At 69.3% G+C, this 17,373-nt stretch carries 30 protein-coding genes; 5 read left to right on the top strand and 25 right to left on the bottom strand.

Annotated features, from left to right (window positions below; genetic code table 11):
• Positions 1–615 precede the first annotated feature (615 nt).
• Both ACWGDE_RS01715 and ACWGDE_RS01710 read left to right on the top strand, forming a co-directional pair.
• Positions 616–849 (top strand): hypothetical protein, encoded by a 234-nt coding sequence (locus ACWGDE_RS01715; RefSeq protein WP_453386957.1) that lies wholly within the window; start codon positions 616–618, stop codon positions 847–849.
• Positions 850–871: 22 nt separating this feature from the next.
• Positions 872–1,198 carry a hypothetical protein gene (locus ACWGDE_RS01710; RefSeq protein ID WP_453386956.1) on the top strand — a complete coding sequence of 109 codons (327 nt, stop codon included), beginning with the start codon at positions 872–874 and terminating at the stop codon, positions 1,196–1,198.
• Positions 1,199–1,246: 48 nt separating this feature from the next.
• Here ACWGDE_RS01710 and ACWGDE_RS01705 read toward each other — a convergent pair whose 3' ends face one another.
• Entirely contained in the window at positions 1,247–3,868 is a 2,622-nt protein-coding gene (locus ACWGDE_RS01705) for a hypothetical protein (protein WP_453386955.1), read from the bottom strand.
• Between the two features lie 18 nt (positions 3,869–3,886).
• Positions 3,887–4,132: a hypothetical protein gene (locus ACWGDE_RS01700; protein ID WP_453386954.1), complete on the bottom strand. Its 246-nt coding sequence runs from the start codon at positions 4,130–4,132 to the stop codon at positions 3,887–3,889.
• Positions 4,133–4,271: 139 nt separating this feature from the next.
• Between ACWGDE_RS01700 and ACWGDE_RS01695 the strand changes: the two genes are divergently transcribed.
• Positions 4,272–4,781 (top strand): DUF6221 family protein, encoded by a 510-nt coding sequence (locus tag ACWGDE_RS01695; protein ID WP_453386953.1) that lies wholly within the window; start codon positions 4,272–4,274, stop codon positions 4,779–4,781.
• A 51-nt stretch (positions 4,782–4,832) separates the two neighbouring features.
• Entirely contained in the window at positions 4,833–5,036 is a 204-nt protein-coding gene (locus ACWGDE_RS01690; protein ID WP_453386952.1) for a hypothetical protein, read from the top strand.
• Here ACWGDE_RS01690 and ACWGDE_RS01685 read toward each other — a convergent pair whose 3' ends face one another.
• The 13 genes from ACWGDE_RS01685 to ACWGDE_RS01625 form a co-directional block, all read right to left on the bottom strand.
• Positions 5,037–5,498, bottom strand: a complete 462-nt coding sequence (locus tag ACWGDE_RS01685; protein ID WP_453386951.1) for a DUF6197 family protein — start codon at positions 5,496–5,498, stop codon at positions 5,037–5,039. It abuts the gene before it with no gap.
• Complete coding sequence (locus ACWGDE_RS01680) at positions 5,495–5,941, bottom strand: hypothetical protein (RefSeq protein ID WP_453386950.1); 447 nt, start codon at positions 5,939–5,941, stop codon at positions 5,495–5,497. The genes ACWGDE_RS01685 and ACWGDE_RS01680 overlap by 4 nt, the downstream gene beginning before the upstream one ends.
• 211 nt (positions 5,942–6,152) lie before the next feature.
• Positions 6,153–8,177: a hypothetical protein gene (locus ACWGDE_RS01675; protein WP_453386949.1), complete on the bottom strand. Its 2,025-nt coding sequence runs from the start codon at positions 8,175–8,177 to the stop codon at positions 6,153–6,155.
• Positions 8,174–9,451 (bottom strand): hypothetical protein, encoded by a 1,278-nt coding sequence (locus ACWGDE_RS01670; RefSeq protein WP_453386948.1) that lies wholly within the window; start codon positions 9,449–9,451, stop codon positions 8,174–8,176. The genes ACWGDE_RS01675 and ACWGDE_RS01670 overlap by 4 nt, the downstream gene beginning before the upstream one ends.
• A gap of 27 nt (positions 9,452–9,478) precedes the next feature.
• Positions 9,479–9,691 (bottom strand): hypothetical protein, encoded by a 213-nt coding sequence (locus tag ACWGDE_RS01665; protein WP_453386947.1) that lies wholly within the window; start codon positions 9,689–9,691, stop codon positions 9,479–9,481.
• The gene (locus ACWGDE_RS01660; RefSeq protein WP_453386946.1) at positions 9,688–9,987 is read right to left on the bottom strand and encodes a DUF7739 domain-containing protein; all 300 of its coding nucleotides are present in this window, start codon (positions 9,985–9,987) and stop codon (positions 9,688–9,690) included. Before ACWGDE_RS01660 ends, ACWGDE_RS01665 begins: the two co-directional genes overlap by 4 nt.
• A 114-nt stretch (positions 9,988–10,101) precedes the next feature.
• Positions 10,102–10,278, bottom strand: coding sequence for a hypothetical protein (locus tag ACWGDE_RS01655; RefSeq protein WP_453386945.1), 177 nt, complete (start codon positions 10,276–10,278; stop codon positions 10,102–10,104).
• 49 nt (positions 10,279–10,327) lie between these two features.
• Entirely contained in the window at positions 10,328–10,795 is a 468-nt protein-coding gene (locus tag ACWGDE_RS01650) for a hypothetical protein (protein ID WP_453386944.1), read from the bottom strand.
• A gap of 44 nt (positions 10,796–10,839) precedes the next feature.
• Positions 10,840–11,055 (bottom strand): hypothetical protein, encoded by a 216-nt coding sequence (locus tag ACWGDE_RS01645; RefSeq protein ID WP_453386943.1) that lies wholly within the window; start codon positions 11,053–11,055, stop codon positions 10,840–10,842.
• A gap of 37 nt (positions 11,056–11,092) precedes the next feature.
• Positions 11,093–11,260, bottom strand: coding sequence for a hypothetical protein (locus ACWGDE_RS01640; protein WP_453386942.1), 168 nt, complete (start codon positions 11,258–11,260; stop codon positions 11,093–11,095).
• Positions 11,257–11,406, bottom strand: a complete 150-nt coding sequence (locus ACWGDE_RS01635) for a hypothetical protein (protein ID WP_453386941.1) — start codon at positions 11,404–11,406, stop codon at positions 11,257–11,259. Before ACWGDE_RS01635 ends, ACWGDE_RS01640 begins: the two co-directional genes overlap by 4 nt.
• Entirely contained in the window at positions 11,406–11,753 is a 348-nt protein-coding gene (locus ACWGDE_RS01630; RefSeq protein ID WP_453386940.1) for a hypothetical protein, read from the bottom strand. Before ACWGDE_RS01630 ends, ACWGDE_RS01635 begins: the two co-directional genes overlap by 1 nt.
• On the bottom strand, positions 11,750–11,977 hold the full coding sequence (locus tag ACWGDE_RS01625; protein WP_453386939.1) for a helix-turn-helix domain-containing protein: 228 nt from the start codon (positions 11,975–11,977) through the stop codon (positions 11,750–11,752). The genes ACWGDE_RS01630 and ACWGDE_RS01625 overlap by 4 nt, the downstream gene beginning before the upstream one ends.
• Before the next feature lie 274 nt (positions 11,978–12,251).
• Between ACWGDE_RS01625 and ACWGDE_RS01620 the strand changes: the two genes are divergently transcribed.
• A complete protein-coding gene (locus ACWGDE_RS01620) occupies positions 12,252–13,025 on the top strand; it encodes a GntR family transcriptional regulator (protein WP_453386938.1) in 774 nt (257 codons plus the stop codon).
• A gap of 47 nt (positions 13,026–13,072) precedes the next feature.
• On the opposite strand, the gene ACWGDE_RS01615 is transcribed toward ACWGDE_RS01620, so the two are convergent.
• The 10 genes from ACWGDE_RS01615 to ACWGDE_RS01570 all read right to left on the bottom strand — a co-directional run bounded on the left by ACWGDE_RS01615 (position 13,073) and on the right by ACWGDE_RS01570 (position 17,346).
• Positions 13,073–13,672, bottom strand: a complete 600-nt coding sequence (locus ACWGDE_RS01615) for a hypothetical protein (RefSeq protein WP_453386937.1) — start codon at positions 13,670–13,672, stop codon at positions 13,073–13,075.
• Between the two features lie 32 nt (positions 13,673–13,704).
• On the bottom strand, positions 13,705–13,965 hold the full coding sequence (locus ACWGDE_RS01610; RefSeq protein ID WP_453386936.1) for a hypothetical protein: 261 nt from the start codon (positions 13,963–13,965) through the stop codon (positions 13,705–13,707).
• The gene (locus tag ACWGDE_RS01605; RefSeq protein ID WP_453386935.1) at positions 13,958–15,202 is read right to left on the bottom strand and encodes a hypothetical protein; all 1,245 of its coding nucleotides are present in this window, start codon (positions 15,200–15,202) and stop codon (positions 13,958–13,960) included. Before ACWGDE_RS01605 ends, ACWGDE_RS01610 begins: the two co-directional genes overlap by 8 nt.
• A complete protein-coding gene (locus ACWGDE_RS01600) occupies positions 15,199–15,453 on the bottom strand; it encodes a hypothetical protein (RefSeq protein ID WP_453386934.1) in 255 nt (84 codons plus the stop codon). The genes ACWGDE_RS01605 and ACWGDE_RS01600 overlap by 4 nt, the downstream gene beginning before the upstream one ends.
• Positions 15,450–15,653 (bottom strand): hypothetical protein, encoded by a 204-nt coding sequence (locus ACWGDE_RS01595; RefSeq protein WP_453386933.1) that lies wholly within the window; start codon positions 15,651–15,653, stop codon positions 15,450–15,452. The genes ACWGDE_RS01600 and ACWGDE_RS01595 overlap by 4 nt, the downstream gene beginning before the upstream one ends.
• Entirely contained in the window at positions 15,650–16,033 is a 384-nt protein-coding gene (locus tag ACWGDE_RS01590) for a hypothetical protein (RefSeq protein ID WP_453386932.1), read from the bottom strand. The genes ACWGDE_RS01595 and ACWGDE_RS01590 overlap by 4 nt, the downstream gene beginning before the upstream one ends.
• On the bottom strand, positions 16,030–16,254 hold the full coding sequence (locus ACWGDE_RS01585; protein WP_453386931.1) for a hypothetical protein: 225 nt from the start codon (positions 16,252–16,254) through the stop codon (positions 16,030–16,032). Before ACWGDE_RS01585 ends, ACWGDE_RS01590 begins: the two co-directional genes overlap by 4 nt.
• A 101-nt stretch (positions 16,255–16,355) precedes the next feature.
• Complete coding sequence (locus ACWGDE_RS01580; protein WP_453386930.1) at positions 16,356–16,670, bottom strand: FDXHR family putative zinc-binding protein; 315 nt, start codon at positions 16,668–16,670, stop codon at positions 16,356–16,358.
• A 77-nt stretch (positions 16,671–16,747) separates the two neighbouring features.
• The gene (locus tag ACWGDE_RS01575; RefSeq protein ID WP_453386929.1) at positions 16,748–17,107 is read right to left on the bottom strand and encodes a sigma factor-like helix-turn-helix DNA-binding protein; all 360 of its coding nucleotides are present in this window, start codon (positions 17,105–17,107) and stop codon (positions 16,748–16,750) included.
• Entirely contained in the window at positions 17,104–17,346 is a 243-nt protein-coding gene (locus ACWGDE_RS01570; RefSeq protein WP_453386928.1) for a hypothetical protein, read from the bottom strand. Before ACWGDE_RS01570 ends, ACWGDE_RS01575 begins: the two co-directional genes overlap by 4 nt.
• Positions 17,347–17,373 lie beyond the last annotated feature (27 nt).

Below are 17,373 nucleotides of genomic sequence, written 5' to 3'. Positions count from 1 at the left end.
TAGTGCGTGGAGCACGGGCCGCGGGCTCGAAGCGGTCGGCCGCAGCCCTCGTCCGTGCAGATCTTGACAGATGAGTCGCTCTTGGACATTCGGTCCTCCGGGTATGGCGAAGCCCCCGACACCCGGAGTGGGTCGGGGGCTTCTGCTCGCCGTGATCAGCCGCGAGGGGCTATGTCAGGCGTTCCAGCCGCCTGGAGTTCGGGGTGCGGTGGTGCGGCTATGGCATTGCCTGCAGAGTCCGCGCATCCGGTGTGGCGCGTCAGGGTCGGGGACGCCAGCCGCCATGAGGTCGCGGCGTTCGTGCGGGTAGTGGTCGGCTACGGCCGCAGGTACAGTGCACGGCCCGTCATGCCCATGCCCCGTCTCGGGGCAGACGCAGGTCCTGTCCCGGCTGAGCACGACCTGGCGGGCGGCCTGCCAGCCTGGACCGCCGTACCCGCGCTGTCCCGCGCTGCCCCGCTTCGCCTCAGCTTGCTGCCGATGATCGGGACAGCGGCCCCCTTGGTCGGTCCACTCTGGGCATCCGGGCTTCGAGCAGACCCGCCATCCTGTCCGTCTGGCCACCGTGTCCACCTCCGTGGGTCTAGCCTGTGGCGCCTGAGCTAAGGGGTGGGCATGGACGAGCAGCAGAAGCCGAACTGGGCAAGGGGCCTGGCAGCGGTGGGGCTTGCGCTCCTGATCCTTGGTGCAGTGCTGGGCTTCGTACTGCTGCCGATGGTTCTTGGCGGGCTGATCCTGCTGTGCGTGGGCGTGGCCACGGCTGGCACGAGGGAGCCGATGGGGCCCTTGCCGAAGCCGAAGCGGGACTGGGAGCCGGGGGAACGGCCGTGGAAGCGCAAGCCCGAGTAGCCGGCGGGTGCACACTGTCTCCATGCGAGACATCTACCGCGGCCCAGCCGTCCTTGTGGGCCCTGTGACCGAGTACGAGGTGCATGCCGAGCTCTGGGACGACGTTGAGGAGGTGAACGTCATGACCAGCGACGCCGTTGTGCGACATGTCGATGGCCGCCGCTCCTGGGGTGGCGAGCTGGTCCTCTCCACGTCGGACACTGCTCAGGGTTTGGATGACGGTGTACTGCGCCTGCCGGATGGCTGCGAGGGGGCGATCCTCGTGCAGGAGTACAGCGTGGCCGGCGTTGGGGATCGGCTGCAGGTTCTCGGCCGAGGCCGGGCCCCCTCGATCGGCAACGAGGGTTAGGTCTTCAGCTCTTGCAGTGCTGACGCCGCGCCGCGGCTGGCCACTCGCTTAGACCGCGTACCAGCCCCAGCTAGTGCCGTTGTAGAGGGCCTGTACGCGAAGGGTCTGCCCGGTGGTGACGGTCGCCGTTGCGGCTCCGGTGCCGCTGGTCGTGTAGATGAGCTGGCTGCTCGTCGTTGCCACGGTCAGGTTGTTCGAGCCGATGTTTTTGAAGACGTACTCGACGGGATTGAAGTCGGCGGCGGGCAGGGTGCCGGTGAAGGCGCCTTCCGTGGTGTCACAGACGAGGGTGCGGTCGATCGGACTGCAGGTGAACGCGCCTATCTTCCGCTTGATTGCCCGGGGCACTTGGCCGTTGACGATCTCGATGCCGGTCGGGTCGGAGGTGCTGACTCCGGACTCCGTAAAGAGACCTGTGAGTCGGATCGTCCCCAGCGCCGCGTTCATGGCGGCGGTCGAGTTTCCGGCGATGTTGGGCGTCCCGGACTCGGTGCTGAGCTGGATGATGTCGATGATCGGACCGATGCCGCTGCTGCCAGCGCCCATGATGTAAACGTCGTTGGTGCAGGCCTCGATGCTGGCGGAGAGCACCAGCATCGCGTGGACGGAGCCGACGGACCCGGCGTAGGTGCCGACCGCGACGAGGCCGGCCCAGCAGTAGAGCGCCATGTAGCGGTCGACGACGGCGTGCTCGGTGATGAACATGGCGTAGGTGTAGCCGCCGCCTACCGACACGTTCTTCGCGATGATGTTGTCGTTGTTTCCCGGTGCGGGGAGCAGGAGGCCGACGCTGAGGCCGGTCCCGAAGACACCCGGTGAGGTGTAGTCGGTGGACGGGCTGGCCACGGTGCCCAGGGTGCCGATGCCGAGGTTCTCGATGTGCGCGTTGGCGCAGCCGTACAGGTTCGCGGCGCCGTAGGTCAGCCCGAATGAGCTGTGGGTGGTGAGGATGGTCATGTTGCGGATGACCGGCATGACGTTGCTGTACAGCGCGGCCTGCCCGTACCCGAAGCCTTCGTTCGGCCCGCTCAACACGCCTGGGTTGCCGTCGGCGTTGATGTTGTTGATCTGCGCGGATGTCGAGGCGTACACGCCGGCGGACACCCAGCAGCTGCCAGCGAGTTGGGGAACGGTCTGCTGCCAGTGCCGGACTGCTGCGGCGCCGTCGCTTGCGCCGCGGAACTCAAGGATCGGCTTGTTGGCGGAGGTCGCATAGACGCCGAAGACGATCTGGCCGTTGCCGCTCTTGCTGTTGTTGAGCGGTCCGGCGATCAGGTACGGGCGCGGCGGCGTGTAGACCTGCGCGTAGCGGTTCCCGGCGGCCAGGTACGCCTCAGCCGCGTCAGTCGCAGCCTGGATGGCGGTCGTGTTGTCCGTGCCCCAGACGAGGAGGGCGCCGGTGACGGTGGTCGCCGCATTGCTGGCGAGGGTGACTTGGGTGTCGCTCTGCCTGCTGGCGATGGTGGCGATGTGGCTGGTCACGCCGGTTGCCGCAGCGCCCTTGACGATGACGTACTTTCCAACGGGGCTCGAGGCAACGGTGAACGGTCCGGAGGCGCAGGTGAGTACGGCGCTTCCGGAGGTCATGGCGGCGTCCGTCGCGGTCCGGACGTCACCGACAGCGCCGTAGCTGGCGATGTCGAAGACCCAGGGTGTCGCGGAGGGGAACCGGGCATCATCGCCGGCGGCGACGGTACCCGCGGCGGTGCCGACCGAGAGGGTGGCGGCGCCGCCGAGGCCAAGGCTGGTGCGCGCTGTGGCCGGGCTGGCGAGGTCGGACAGGTTGGCCGTCTTGGCCAGGTACTTGCTGGCCGCGTCCGCGCGATCCCCGTGCGGGTCGCCCGCTGCGGTATGGGCGCCGACTTTCGTCGTGGCGTCGGCTGCAGCCGTGGAGATGGCGGCGGCCTGGGCGGCGTCCGCCTTGCTCTGTGCGCCGGCTCCGGTCTCGAGGAGGGCAGTGTTCGCGATCCCGTGGACCGCGGTGGTGTCCGCCTCGTGAGCAGCAACCTTGGAGGTGGCGTCCGCGGCTGCCGTGACTGTAGCCGCCGCCTGAGCTGCGTCAGCCTTGGCCTGCGACCCCGCCTGTGTCTCCAGTGCCGCGGTGTTGGCGATGCCGTGCACGGACGTCGTGTCGGCCTCGTGGGAGGCGAGGGATGCCGCGGCTGCGGCCCGGTCCCCGTGCGGGTCTGTTGCTACGGCGTGCGCCGAGACGGCGGTCGCCGCGGCCCCCTCCGGGTCGGCATCGACGTCGTCGGCATCGAGAACCACGGCGCCGATCATGCCGTTGACCGAGGAGACCGCACTGCCTCCGCCGCCCGGCCCTCCACCTGGCGCCGGAACGGGCGTCAAGGTGTCGAAGTACACCGTGCCGGTGCCGACGATGTTGGCGTAGAACTGGATCCTCCGGCCGCCCTTGGGCTGGAGGTCGAGGTGCCATCGCCAGCCTTCGGGCTGCACGCCGGCTGCATCGCACGGCAGCAGGACAACGGAGAAGGTGCCGTCGCTCGCGAAAGCGACCTTGCCTCCCCCGGGGTATACCGCGTGCCGAGTCGAGTCGACGAGGTAGGCGCTCGGCCTGCAGTCGATCAGACCCGCGTAGCCAACGCCGGCGACGGCGGACGGAATCCTGCCGACCAGGGTGACCGTCGGGGTGCCAGAAGGAAAGCTCATGGCGGCACCTCCTCGCGGTCAGACTGCCTTGGGATTCCGCTGCGGCATCGGCCGGTAGCTCGCGGCCCGTTCCTGGATCTCGGGGAGCGCGTACATCGTCTTGTGCTCGCGCCCGTTGCCCGCGTACTCGCCGGGCCGTCCTGGGAACCGCCGGATCTTGCCGCGGCGTGCCCACTGACGAATGACCGGGCCCGGCACTCCCGTGGCCTCGGTGGCTTCGTTCTCGAAGACGAAGTCGTCGGGGTACAGCTCGTGGAGTTCCATGCCACCCCCAGGAACGCGAAAAGCCCCCGGCGAGGCTGGGGGCTTAGAGGATGCGGACACACGAGTATCTCGCTGAGGGCACTGTGACATATGCGAGATCTTGGAGTCAAGGAAGGTGCGTTCGAGCCACAATGCTGGCATGGACGACCTCGTGCAATTCCTCCACGCCTGCTTCGATGCCGACGAGCGGTCCGCAAAGCGCATGGCCGAGTTCTATCCGACGCCGTGGGATGTGGCGGACCGGGGATGGATGGCCCATGTCATGGCTGACGGTCCGGACTTTCGGGAGGTCGTCCACCTTGAGCAGTGGGCGGGGATGCCTGACGGCAAGGGGACTCCCGACCTCGGAGAGATGATCGAGCACGTCGCCCGCCATAACCCAGCCCGGGTCCTCGTCGAGGTCGACGCCAAGCGGCGCATCCTCCTCCTACACAACATCCCCGCAGTCGTCTCCCCCAAGATGGCCGCCTTCGGACTACGGGATGGGGAGGCGCCGGAGGATGACCGGCGCTGCGCCGGGTGCGGCCTTTACGGCGATGACGAACCGATCGTTCCGGACGTCAGCGAGTGCCCGATCCTCCGCGCGCTCGCCCTACCCTACGCCGACCACCCGGACTACCTGCCGGAGTGGGCGCCCGATCAGGCGTAACTCCCGTCGTCCGTACACCCCGAGACCCCCGCGCCCGGCACAATGCCGAGCATGGGGGTCTCCTTCGGCATCGCGGCTGACTCAGCACAGGAGTGCGCGGAGGCTCTGGCACTGCTCGGCCTGCTCCGCCAGCACGGCGTCGAGGTGACGGTCACCCTCCGGCCGGCGCAGGTGGGCGGTACCCGCTGGGTCGCGCGGGCCGTACCCACGCCGCAGGCCCCCGCGGGCGGCGAGGGCCTGTCGGTGGAGCGGTAGCTAGCCGAGCATCCGAAGTACCGGCGTCGGCCCGGCCTGGCTGTCGTTCCACTGGCCGACCGAGATCGCTTCGGGGAACTGGGCGCGGATCCGCTCGAGCATGAGCCCCTCGGCTGCGTCCTCCAGCGCGCGGTTCCCGCCAGCCGCCTTCCGGATGGCGCCGATGAGGCAGTAGCCGGTCTCCGCGCGGCCGACGTACTGGCGGATCCAACCGTGTGCAGCGATCAGGCGGCGGGCTTCCCGCAGGACGTCGTCGACCGTGACCGGCTGCGGGGCCGAGGCCAGCGCCGGTGCGGACAGGATCTCGGGCGCTTCGGCAGGGATGCTGGCCGTGTTCACGTCGAAGGTCAGCCCGGCGAAGTCGAGGCGGGCGTCCATGGCGAGCGGGGACAGTGCGAGCTTCTCGTCGAAGGTGAGAGCCGCCGCCCTGGTCGGGGCGGGGGCGAGCAGGGCCCGGGTCACCAGAACCGCCGCTTGGCCTTGCGGTCCTCGTCGTACTGGCCCTTCGCCTCTGCCTCGCGCGTGTGCAGGTTCCTGTACTCGGCGCTGTTGAGCCTCCGCGTCTCCTTCTCCCAGGTGCGGGACGGCCCGTATCCCTCGTCGCGGACGTCCATCATCGGGTCGGAGTGGTGGGGAACGTGCTCAGGCTGGTCTTCGTAGACGGTGCCGTGCCAGCCGAGGAAGCCTTCGGCGGTGTTGCTGGCGTCGGTGCCGAAGTACCACTCGCCGAGGAGGGGGTGCTTGCCGCCGACCGTGTGGGCGGTCCAGGTCTGGGCGTGGTTCCAGAGGTGGGCCTGGCCGGCGTGCTGAGGGGTGTCGATGACGTAGACGGTCTTGCCCTTGCGAAGCGAGCGGATGAAGTCCTTCCGATCGCGCCGGTTGCCGTAGCTCCAGGTCTTGCCCATGACGACTCCTTCGATGGTTGGTTCATCCTGGTTTGTCCGCCTGCTCGACGCAGCTCGGCGCTGCTCCGTTGCAGGTCAGGGGTTGCTCACGGTCTGCTCGCGCCCTGCTCGGTAGTCGCCGCGAGCAGCCAGCGAGCAGGGGGCCGAGCGGGCTCTGACCTGCGGTGGAGCAGGGCGAGCAGAGCCCGATCAGCGGTGCGATCTGCGCATATCAGGCAGCAGCGAGGGCGTCTCGCTTGTAGCCGCGGGGATTCTGCAGGCCGTCGATCGCGCCGATCGGGCCGGGGTCGGGGACGCCGGCGGCACGCATCTTGGCCTTCAGCTCATCCACGGTCAGGTGCATCGCCGCGGCGAGGGTTTCCGTCCTCATCCGGCCGACCTGGCGCTCATCCATGACGGCCAGCGCTTCGGCAACGATCGGGTTCGAGGATGCCTGTCCTGCCGGGGGCTGGGCGCCGCACAGCTGGAGCAGGGCCGCCCACGACCGCAGCTTCGGGAACCCCGGGATCTCCGGCAGGTCAACCTCGGCCATGGCGTCGATCGACTCCTGATCCAGGTCAACCAGGCCGGCCGCCAGCCGCTCGGCCCCGAGCTTGCGGAGGGTCGCCGCGTCCACGTGATGGATCGCGTACTCGACTGGCTCATCAGCCAATCCCGGTACGCCCTGGACGAAGACGTGGCCGGCGTCCTTGGCGTCGGTGGCGGTGGCCGGGTCTAGGCGGTGCGGGAGCCAGCCTTCAGCTGCAGCTCCGTCACCAAAGACCGCGTTGGTGTCGACGCGCTTGCACGGCCCGACCGCCCGGAAGGCGATCATCTGGGCGATGTTCTCGCTGAGGTACCGGCTCGTGCCACCCTGCGAGGCGAGCACCAGGTCGACGCACTCCTTCCGGCCGACCAGCAGCAGCTCGACTGCGAGGAGCTGTGACAGCTCCGACCCCTTCGGGAACTCGTCGAAGAAGATGGTGAATGCCGGGTGTTCGGGTGAGGGAGTCCACTTGTTACCCATGCCGAGCTTGCGCCGGAGCCGAGCCCGCCCCTTGGCAACGACGAGGAAGAACGCAAGGACGGCCTCGATCTGCTCTGTGGTCCGCGCGGTGATCCGCACCGCGTCGTGAAGGTCTTCGAGGCCGTCGCCGAACGGGTCGAGGTCGATGGTGACGTTGTCGTAGCAGGCGGTGGTGATCTCGGCGAGGGACTGGAGGATGCCGGTCTTCCCGCCGCCGGAGGCTGCGACTACGAGCCCCATTACTCCGGCGAGGCTGACCGCAAGGGCATCGCTACCGATGGACGTGCCGGCCCGCGAGCGGTCGGTGATGCTGATCGACTTGGGCTCCCGGTAGGGCGGGGCGGGGGCAGTGGCGAAGGGATTGCCTTCGATGAGACGGAGGGTGGCGCAGGCCCGGCGCTCCTTGAGCGGCTGAATCCGGAGCCGGTTGGTGCCGAGATCGAAGCTGGTCTCAAGGTCGCCCGCTGCTTTGATGATGGCCTCAGGGGTGCCCGCGCTGACGCGGACGGTGCACTCCCAGCCCCAGTCGTGGCTGCTGATGTCAAAGACCTCGGCCACGGGGATGTTGGCCTTGCGCATGGCGGCGAGGACGCACACGGCGAGCTGCTGCGGGGTCTCGGCCTGGGCAACGGGGAAAGGCTTGGTGTCGTCGGCCAGCATGTCGATGGTCATGCCGCCTGCGGTGGCTTCGATGCCTCCGAGCTGGATGTCCGTGGCGGCCTCAATGGCCGTGGCGGTCGGCTTGCCGGGGCGGCCCTTGTGGGCGCCGTAGAGCGCAGCGCCTGCGATCACGAGGAGGTCGGCCAGCAGGCCGCCGGTGAAGGTGCCGACCGTGATGCCGGCGCCGCCGACGAGGGTGGTGGCGCTGGATGCCCCGGCGTAGATGAGGCGGTGCTTGCGGTAGTCGGTGCGGTGCTTGAGGACGAGCGCCTTCTTCTTGGTCTGCTCGTCGGAGGTCGTGGCTGCCTGAATCTCAGCGCGAGCCGTCTCGATCATCCATGGCCAGTCGTCGCGGTATCCGTCGATCCACTGCGAGGCGAGCCGCTGGTATCCGCGAGCGATCCACGGGAGGTAGCCGCGGTGGATGACGACGTGGTCCTTGACGGCCTCCAGCAGCGACGGCCGGGCCTTCTCGACGGCCGCGGTCTTCTCGATGACGACGCCCTCGAGCGGGGCGGCCGGCTGGTCGGGGACGACGGTCAGGTGCGGGTGTACGGCGGCGGTGCTCATGCGGATTCACCCTCTCGATTCGCGGCCTGTTTGGCGGTGACGGCTGCCTGGTTTCGGGCAGCTTCGACGAACTTCGGCGCGTCGCCAGAGCGGCGGATCCCACGGACCTTGGGGCCCGTCTTGGAGCCCCTCCCAACGCCAGGGGGGAGATGTGGAACACGCTGGGCGTTTGTGACCTTGACGGGCCGGTTTCCGGGGGCTTCGGAGCGGGCCGCGATGAGGCGACGCTCGGCTGCGTTCCGACCTCGGATGATGTCGACGCTGTCGCCGGGGTCGACGCCGTTGAGGTCGCGGTAGGCGCGCTTCCAGATCGCCTCGGTGACGACGGTCTCGCCGAGGGCAGCGGCCAGCCTGAGAGCGTGCGCCCACTCCTTCGGGTAGGCCTCCGCTCGCTCTGCAGAGAGCTTGGCCGCTGTCTCTTCGGCGGCCTTCGCCGTGGCCATCGCCGCGTCGGCTTCGAGTCGTTCGGCGGTCTCCTTCGCGGACTTGGCGCGCCATGCTGCCCACCGCGAGACCTTGCCGTCGCGGGCCCGGATCCGGCCGTGCTCGTGGAGGTCCCACACGCCGGGGCCGGCGATCGAAGCGACCGCCGTAGCGATGGCGGTGATCGTGTCGAAAGATGCGAGGCCGTGGCCGAGGTTCACGCCGGCCGCGAGCGCTGCGACCGCCCAGGCGATGAGCCGGTAGTGCCAGTGCGGCCGGCGGTCGGTGACTGCGGCGGCCGCGCCCTTGAGGACGACCCATGCCCCCGCTTCAAGAACGACCGGGACGCCGCCGAGGTACGGGCGCTCCGGGCTGTAGAAGGCGGACATCTGCACGGGAAGAGCGACCAGGGCGCAGACCACCGCGAAGCTGATAGCGGCGCGCTTCCACGAGCGGGCCGAGTCCTCGCGGGCCTCCTGCTCCGCCTCCGCCGCAACCTCGGTCTCCTCAGCGGCCTTGGCTTCGGCATCGGTCAGCCGCTGCGTCTCGGCGAGCTTCCGCTGGAGCTCCGCGATTCGAACACTGTGCGCAGCTGCTTCGGCTTCGTCTCGGCGGGCGGCCCGGCTGTTGGCGAGGCGCTGCTTCTCGGCTTCCTCCTTGACCTTGATGAGCTCGGCCTGGGCCGCTGCTTCAGCCGCGATCCGCTGCGCCTTGGCGTCGGCGTCGGCCTTGGTCCGGATCGCGTCGGCTTCGGCGAGAGCGATCGGGTCGAAGGCCGGCTCGGGCTTGACGAGCGACCACGGGTCCGCCGCTCGTGCGGTTCCGTTGACGTGGTCCATGGTGCTGCTCACGGCAGGGATCCCTTCGTGGTGGTGGGGTTAGGCGGCGGTGTCGAAGCGGGTGGGCCGCTTGAGGGTGTGGGGCCAGATTCGGTGGCCGTCGGCGCTGCTGCCGATGGCGACCATCACGACGAGGGCGAGCCCGAGGCTGATCCGTTCCCAGGTCGACCAGTCGGATCCGAGGAGGGCCAGCACGCCGATGAAGGCGAGGAAGCTGCGGGCCTTGGCCATCGCGGTGGCGACGGTGCTCATGACCACTCCCACTTCTGGCCTGCGCGGGCGGCACGGAGAGCGGAGTCGCCGATCTGGCGGGCCATCTGCGCCCACTCGGCAGGCAGGTGATTGGCCGCGAGGAGGAGCGCGTTGCCGATCTGCCCGGCGTCCTTCGGCTTCACCTTGAACGGGTCGCCGGAGCGGCGGGCGAAGACCGGACGGATCGTCTGCATGTCGGCGGGGCGGAGGATGGCGCCGAGCCACTGGTGCAGCTCTGCAATGCCGCTGTAGGAGTAGCCGAGCTTGGTGCCGCCGTGCGAGATGTCCCAGGTCATGGCTTAGTTGCCCTTCATGCGTGGTGGGTGGGGTGTGATGCTGACGGATTTCCTGGCCTCAGGTACGGGGGCCGGACCTGAGGCGAGGGCTACCGATCAGCGGGCCTCGCGGATTCAGCGCTGGTTGTCGCGGCCAGCGAGGTGGGCGCGGGCGAGCGCAGCAGTGGCGTTCTCGGGATCCTCGGCGACGATCTTCTTGTACTGGCGGTACGCCTCGCCGTAGTTCTGGTTGTCGGACGCGGCGGCGGACTGGTCGGCGTGGTGCTGGGTGCGGGGCTTGAAGCGGGCCATGGGGTTCTCCTTGTCTGGGACGGGACTGTCGGGCGGCTCGGGTAACCGGTCAGCGGATCTCGCGAGCGAGGTGCTCAAGGCTCTGGGCCTCGCGCTCGTCTCGGTCGACCTGCCGGTTGACCTTCCAGGCCTTCGGGTGCGACAGCTTCTCGAGGCCGTAGTTGTTGCGGAGCCCCTTCATTGCGCTCTCGCGGGCTCCGGGCCTGCCGAACTGAGCCACGTGCACCAGCTCGTGCACGACGGTCTCGTCGAGCATCCGCTGGTCTGAGGTGAGTGGGCTGGCGTTGATGACGACCACGACCCCGTCGGGGCCCAGCGTGGTGGTCCCGAGGTAGTCGCATCGCTCGGCCCGGATGGGCAGCGTGTCCACGCCGAGCGTCTGCTGCTGTGCCCGGATGACGAGTGCGGGGCAGTGCTTCTCGGCGGCGACGATGAGCCGGGCCGGAGGCATCTGGCCGCGGGTCTTCTGCCGGACGAGGAATGAGGCCTGGCCGGCGATGGCCTCGACGCGGGACAAGACTGATGCGTACCGGCGATGTAACTGGTAGCCGGAGACGTCCATCAGGCGGCCTGGGCGGTGTCGCCGTCGAGCTCGTCGACGAGGCGGCTGGTCCCGGGGTTGGCCATGTCGTACTCGATGGCGGCCCAGCGGGCGGCCTCACGGGCGGCCTTGGTGCGGGCGCCGAAGTAGGCAACGACGATCTGGTGCCGGGCACCGTGCTCGGCCCAGGCGGACTCGACGGTGTCGGGGGTCTTGTGCAGAGTGAACTTGGGCATGGCTGTGCTCCTCGTTGGTCAGGCGGGGTGGGTGGGTCTAGCGGTTGGTGTGGAGTCCGGCGCCGGTCGCGGATCCGAGCTGGTCACGCTGGGCGCCGGCAGACTCGGCACGCTGGGACTGGGCGGCGGCGTACTCGGCGCGGCAGTCCTGAGCGGTGGCCGGCTGGTCGATGACGCTGTGGCCCGACTGGGCGGAGGCGCTCATCGGGGGCACCGGCAGCAGTGGTGGTCGCACGTCTTCTCGGCCGGCTTCGAGGCCTCTGCGGCCCGCGCTTCGACGGAGCGCTTGAGCATCGACACCACGACGAAGGCGACGCCGACCACGCCTGTGAAGATCAGCAGGGCAGCCATCAGGCCGGCACCCCCTCGAGCATCGGGCTGAGCTCGACGTCGAACGGTGTCGGCAGCGGCGTCATCGGCAGCCGGTACGCCTGAGCGGTGAGGTAGCGGGTGAAGAAGTCCGCTTCGAAGTCGCCCAGGTTCGGCGACAGCATCACGACGATGCGGGACCCGCGAACCACCGTGCAACCGAAGAAGTCGGCGTCGGTGATCTCGGAGGTGATGACCTCGACATGCAGCTCGGCCGCCATCTCGGCGAGCGGGGTGTCGAAGACGTAGTCGAGGGTGGGGCGCTGGCCGGGGACCAGGCGGAGGGCGGCGGGCTGCGGGGGCTTCACCGCAAGGGCCGTGGCGTTCACAGCGCAACCGCCAGCTCGCTCGCCGGGATGCCGCGGTCGTCGAGGTACTGCATGAACGCGGCTCGACTGACGCGGATCGTTCCGCGGCCGGAGCCAACGCGGTACGAGGGAAGGCGGCCGGCGGTGACCTCGCGGTAGATGGTGGCCCGGTCGAGGCGCAGCGCATCAGCGATGACCTTGACGTCGAGAGGGTGGTTGTCCTGTCCCTTCGTGGGGGCAGGCACGGTACGCTTGTGCTGCATCTCTGAGACCCAATCTCTGATGCGCTGGCCCTGGCGGGCCCGGTGTTGGTAGCACCGGGATCACCCCGCTGGGGCCTTTGCGTGTTCGGGGCGTTGCAGAACTTGCGGCTCCTGTAGAAGCTGCCGATGAAGAGCACGTTATAACGAGCAGGACGAGTTACGCAAGAGTGTGAGCGTGTCGTCACGGAAACAGTTCTAGATGTGCAGATCAGCCACATGTTCTACTGGTAACGACAACCGAGACGAAAGGGTCAGAGTGGCTTCGTACCAAGGCAAGCCCGCATACATCCAGATCGCGGACGACCTTCGCCAGCGCATCCTGGATGGAGTGCTGCGAACTGGAGACAAGTTGCCTTCCGAGGCTGCCTTGATGGCCGACTACGGCGTCTCCCGAATCGTCGTGCGGGGTGCAGTCGACATCCTCCAGAACGAGGGCCTCGTCTCGAAGGAGCAAGGTCGGGGGACCTTCGTTCGTAGTCAGCGCCCCCCAGAGCGCCGCATTTCCGGCGACCTGTACGGCAAGCGACCGGTCGCCTCGCCCATGAAGCGCGCTACGGAAGCCGAGGGACGACGCTCCGAATGGGAGCACGCAACGCGGACCACGACGGCAACGCAGGCCATCTCTGAGCGCCTTGGCATCGAGCCCGAAGACCAGGTTGTCCGCACGACGTACACGTTCTTCGCGGACCGGGCGCCGGTGATGTTGTCCACGTCTTACGAGCCGCTTGCGTTGACGTGCGGTACGCCGATTGAGCATCCGGAGGGCGGTCCGGTCTCCGGCGTCGTGCCCCGTATGGACTCGATCGGGCTGCACATCACGCACGTCACGGAGGACGTGACCGCGCGGGCGCCACGGCCTTACGAGAGCGAGTCGCTGAAGATCGCGCCGGGTGTGCCAGTCATTGAGATCATTCGGACGTACTACGTGGACACGCGGGCGGTGGAGACGTGCGACATCGTGATCGCCGCAGATCGGTACACGCTGAGCTACACGATCCCGCTGCCGCCTTACGAGGAACCTCAGGCCTGACCCCAGACACGCGAGAGCGCCCCAGCCATCCCGGCTGGGGCGCTTCTTCATGCTGCGGACCTCTCCGCCATGGGCAGCTGCAGCACCTCGGCGTGCCCGTACTGCACCTCACACCCGCCGCACCGGACCCCTGGCGTGTCGAGGGTGACCTTGAGGACGGTGCCGCAGGGGCATGCGACGGGTATCCGGCGTGCCGGCCGCTCACCGCCGACGATGGCGTCGCATTCGGCCTTCAGCCGGCGGACGTCATCGGCGAGTTCGAAAACTGCCTCGTGAGCGTCGCAGAACCACGGGACCTGCGCGCGGAGGAAGGCGACGGCCCCGTCAACGGTCTGCTGCACGTTGCCGCGGAATGGCGGCGGATCCCAGCCGAGGTCTTCGCGGGCAACCTGCTCCCAGGTGGTGACGACGCCTTCGATCCCTCCGCGGGCGCGTAGGTCCAGTACGGCCTCGTTGACCGGCAGCGGGGCGGTCCGGCTACCGCTCCGGCCACTGTCGCCGCGGCGGCCGGGGGCCAGGTGCTGCTCCAGCTCGCGGTACAGGGTGGGCAGGGCGGCGAGTCCCTCGTTGAGGCGCGCCTGGCAGCCTTCGTGGACACGGACGGCGGACGGGTTCCGGCAGATCTCACAGCTGGTGATCGCGGTCACGGCGTTCTCCTGGTGCGGCGTGCGGGCGGGTCTCAGGCGGGGAAGCTCTTCGGCGGCTGGCTGATGCATGGGACGGTGCGGCGTTCGGTGACGGGCCCTTGGGCTTGCGGATCGAAGATCTTGCTGCCGACATCGCTACGGACGTACACGTCGAGGGTGATCGTGTGCTCGTTGACGACGATCTTCGAGTCGATTGGTACGTCGGCTGGGTCCACCCCGTTGGTCATCAGCCAGACGGCGATCGCGGTGCGTCGGTCGTCGCTCATCTCGGCGGAGCCGTACAGGTCAGGCATCGGGGTTCTCCTTCGGCGGTTCGAGGGCGGCGAGGACTCGTTGCCCTGCGTCCAGCCCGGGGTAGTTCAGGCGCAGCCAGGCTGCGACCTCTCGAACGCGCTCGATGGCGGCTTCGGCTGCCTTACGGCGGGGCGTCTCCGTGTTGTGGTTGAGCAGGAAGCACCCCTCGGCGGTCTCGAACGCGTCGAGGATCCGGGCGGCCATGTCGAGGCGCTGTTCGGGGGTGGCTTGGTTCCAGCACCAGATCCACTGAGCGGGGGTGCCGATGTTCGCGGCATCTGGGTGGGGCTCCTCGCCGGCGTGCAGGTTGGCGAGCTCGTCCCGCAGTCGGTCGATCTCCCTGGCCTGCGCGTCGATCTGCTGCTGGAGCTGCCGTTCGGATTCGCGGCTGGCGGCAGCGTCCTTCCGTATCCGGTCGCGGGTGTCGTCGAGGAGTTCCTGGATGCGGACCGCCCGCCGCTGGCTGGCCTCGAGCTCGGCGTCGCGGCCGAGGCGGACGTGCTCGGCGGCTATCCGCAGGCCGGCGGCCATGCTGCTGTGCGCGATGGCGCCCTCCGGGGTCTGGGATTGGCTGGCGCACGTGTCGTGGTGGGCGGCGTCGGCAAGGATCCGCTCGAGGGCCGACTGCCCGACCGGGGTGTCGTAGGCGGCCTGGGGTTCGTCGGGGTGGTGCCGCTGGACGTGCTTGGTCCAGTGCGTTGGCGGGACAGTCGTCGTGCAGTGCGGGCATCGGACCGGGAAGCCGAGGGCGGCGGTGAACCGTGGGTTGTCGAGGCAGGTGTCTTGCGCCGCCTCGATCCAGCGGGCGCCTTCCCTGTTGGCGTGGCTGCCCTGATGGCCGGGTCGGAGGACGCATTCGGAGACGGGCCTGTCGCCATCGAGCGGTGGCAGCTGGTGGCCGCAGTGTTCGACCGGCTGGCTGGTGTCGATGAGGTGCAGCGGCACCTCGAACGCATCAGCTATCGCCGCAGCGCTCTCGCGGCTGCCAGCCTCTCGGATGCAGGGTGTCTGGTTGCACTGGCAGTCGGCGCAGGGCCAGCAGAACGGCTGCTCGCGGTAGTTCCGGTAGGTGACGGGCCCGCCGCCGCAGACGCAGCAGGCTTCGAGGCTGACGGCGGCGAGCACGGCGTCGACTGCGGCTTCTTGTCCGGCGGGTGGGAGCCAGTAGCCGCCAGCGTTGATGGCCTGCTTGACGGCGTCGAGGGCGAGGGCGCGGCGGGTGGGCGGGGTGGTCACTGTTGGCCTCCGTTGATCGCGCGGGCTACGGCGAGGGCTTGGGGTGTTCCGGACTCGTAGCAGCGGTGCGCGCCGCTGTCGCAGCAGACGTATCCGGCGCGCACGTGTGCAGAGGCGGCGTCCAGCCAGTCGGCGAGCGGCTCCCGGGTCCGGAGGAGGGCGGCGGCGGCTGGGGTGGCCGTCATGGCTCCTCGGAACGTGGCGGCGCGCAGCTGCTCGGCGGCGGCCTCGAGTTCGTTGGCGGGGGTCACAGGAGATCTCCCTTGATCTTCACGGTGTGGATGCGGCATGGCTGGTTGTACGTGCCCCGGCCGCCAGGTCGTCCGTGGTCGCCGGGGATGGCTTGGAGTCGGCGGGCATGGAGGTCGGTGTGCGCCTGCTCGTCGGGGTCGGGCGGGGCTCCGTGGCAGGGCTCCGTCTCCCAGCCGGGCAGGAACAGCTGGCCGGTCACGGCTGGCCTTCGATGAGCGCTGCCGCCGCGGTCATGGCCATGGCGTCGTACTCGCCGTCCGTGAGCCGCATCCGGACGCCGTCCTCGAGGAGCTTCAGCGAGTTCGGGCCGAGGGTGATGCCGACGGTTCGGATGGCGGCGCTGATCGCGTCGGTGAGCTCGCGGAAGCTGTAGGTCTGGGTGCCGATCGAGGGGTGCCCGTCGTCGGCGGTGTAGTGGCGGAGAACGCTCAGCCGCTGCTCGGGGTCGAGGGCCGGGGCGTGCGCGCAGCCGCCGGGGGCGTTGGTGTGCTCGAAGCGGCAGGATCGATGGCAACCGACCGTGTGCCAGTCGGTGGGTTCGGCGTTGAGCAGCGCGCGAACCTCATCGGCGGCGGTCACTGGCTGGCCTCGAGGACGTAGCCGGTGCGGCGGGTCTGACCGGTCTTGGTGGTCGGGCTGGCATGCAGGCTGCGGGTGAGGATTCGCCGGGGCCGCTTGCCGGTGACAGCGTCGACTACGTCAGCTCCGGCCCAGCCCGGTTCGTAGGCGGTGACGCGAATGCGGATGTTGTCGCGAGGGTCGACGGAGCGGTAGGTCTGGCCAGGTTGGATGGCGGTCATGGGGTTCCTCCGGGTGTCGGGTCGGGGCGGGGCTGTACGGCCGCGTGAGGCTCTGGGGTGGGCTCCGGCGGCTCTCGCGACGCCGGAGCCCTGAGAGGGCCTCAGGCGGCAGGCTGGCGCTTGCTGGCGGGGTCGTAGCTCTCGCTCGCCGGCCAGCCCCACAGCAGTCCGTAGGCCTTGGGTCGTGCGGTGAGGCCGACTTCCACGGGGTGAGCGCAACGCCGGTCTATGCCGAAGGCGCCGATGCGGTGCTTGTCGGCGGCGGACTCGCAGCTGAACGTTTCGTGGCAGCCGGGGGCGGCGCAGTGGCTGCGCGTGAGTCCGGTCCACCAGGCCCCGCAAGAGCAGTTGATGGCGTTGGCGGGGAGCGTGGCGGGCTCGGTCTCAGCGGGGGTCTGGTTCTGGAGGTCGGTCATTGTGGGTCCTTCCCGGTCTACTCGCTTTTGCTGGAGGGCTTGGGGGTCGGAATGCGGGTTCGGGGACCCTGGGGCTCCTACGCGGCTTCCTGTGGCGTCTGGCGGGCCTTCAGGGCCGCCCGGTACGCCTTCTCCCCGTCGCGGCACGGGTCGCAGATCTTGTCCCGGCGCCGAATGTGGGCCTCGTAGCCGTTGTGGTCGCCGTGGTGTTGGCGCCGGCCGTCGAGGATTCCGGCGAGGCAGGCTAGGAAGACCGCGTGCGTCGAGTTCTCCGCGCCCAGCTGGGCACTCGCCCGGTGAAGGCGGAGCTTCACCGCGTTCCTGCTGACGCCGAGCGCCTTGCCTGCCCGCTCGAGGGTGTAGCCCTGGGCCACGAGTTCGAGGACGGCTATCTGCTCGGGCGTCAGGCTGACCACCGGCCGGGCGGGCGCGGTCACGACGCGCCGCCGCGGGCGCAGCTGCAGGCGCAACTGCCGGTCGGCACGGGCTGCCCGGTGGCAGCGGCGTGCTCGACATCCTCGGGCCCCGCCCAGCGGTGCTCGGTGGGCTCGTCGTAGTGCTGGCCCCACTGGCAGGGCTCGCACTTGGCGTAGCAGATGATCGCGGCGCCGCCGGTGAGCGCGGTGTGCAGGGCTTCGACGGCTGCGGCCTTGGCGGGGTCGACGGGCTCGGTCATGACGTCTCCTTCGGTGCGGTGGGAAGA

The sequence above is a fragment of the Streptomyces sp. NPDC054956 genome, assembly GCF_053609185.1.
This window is presented reverse-complemented; position numbering and strand designations above follow the sequence as displayed.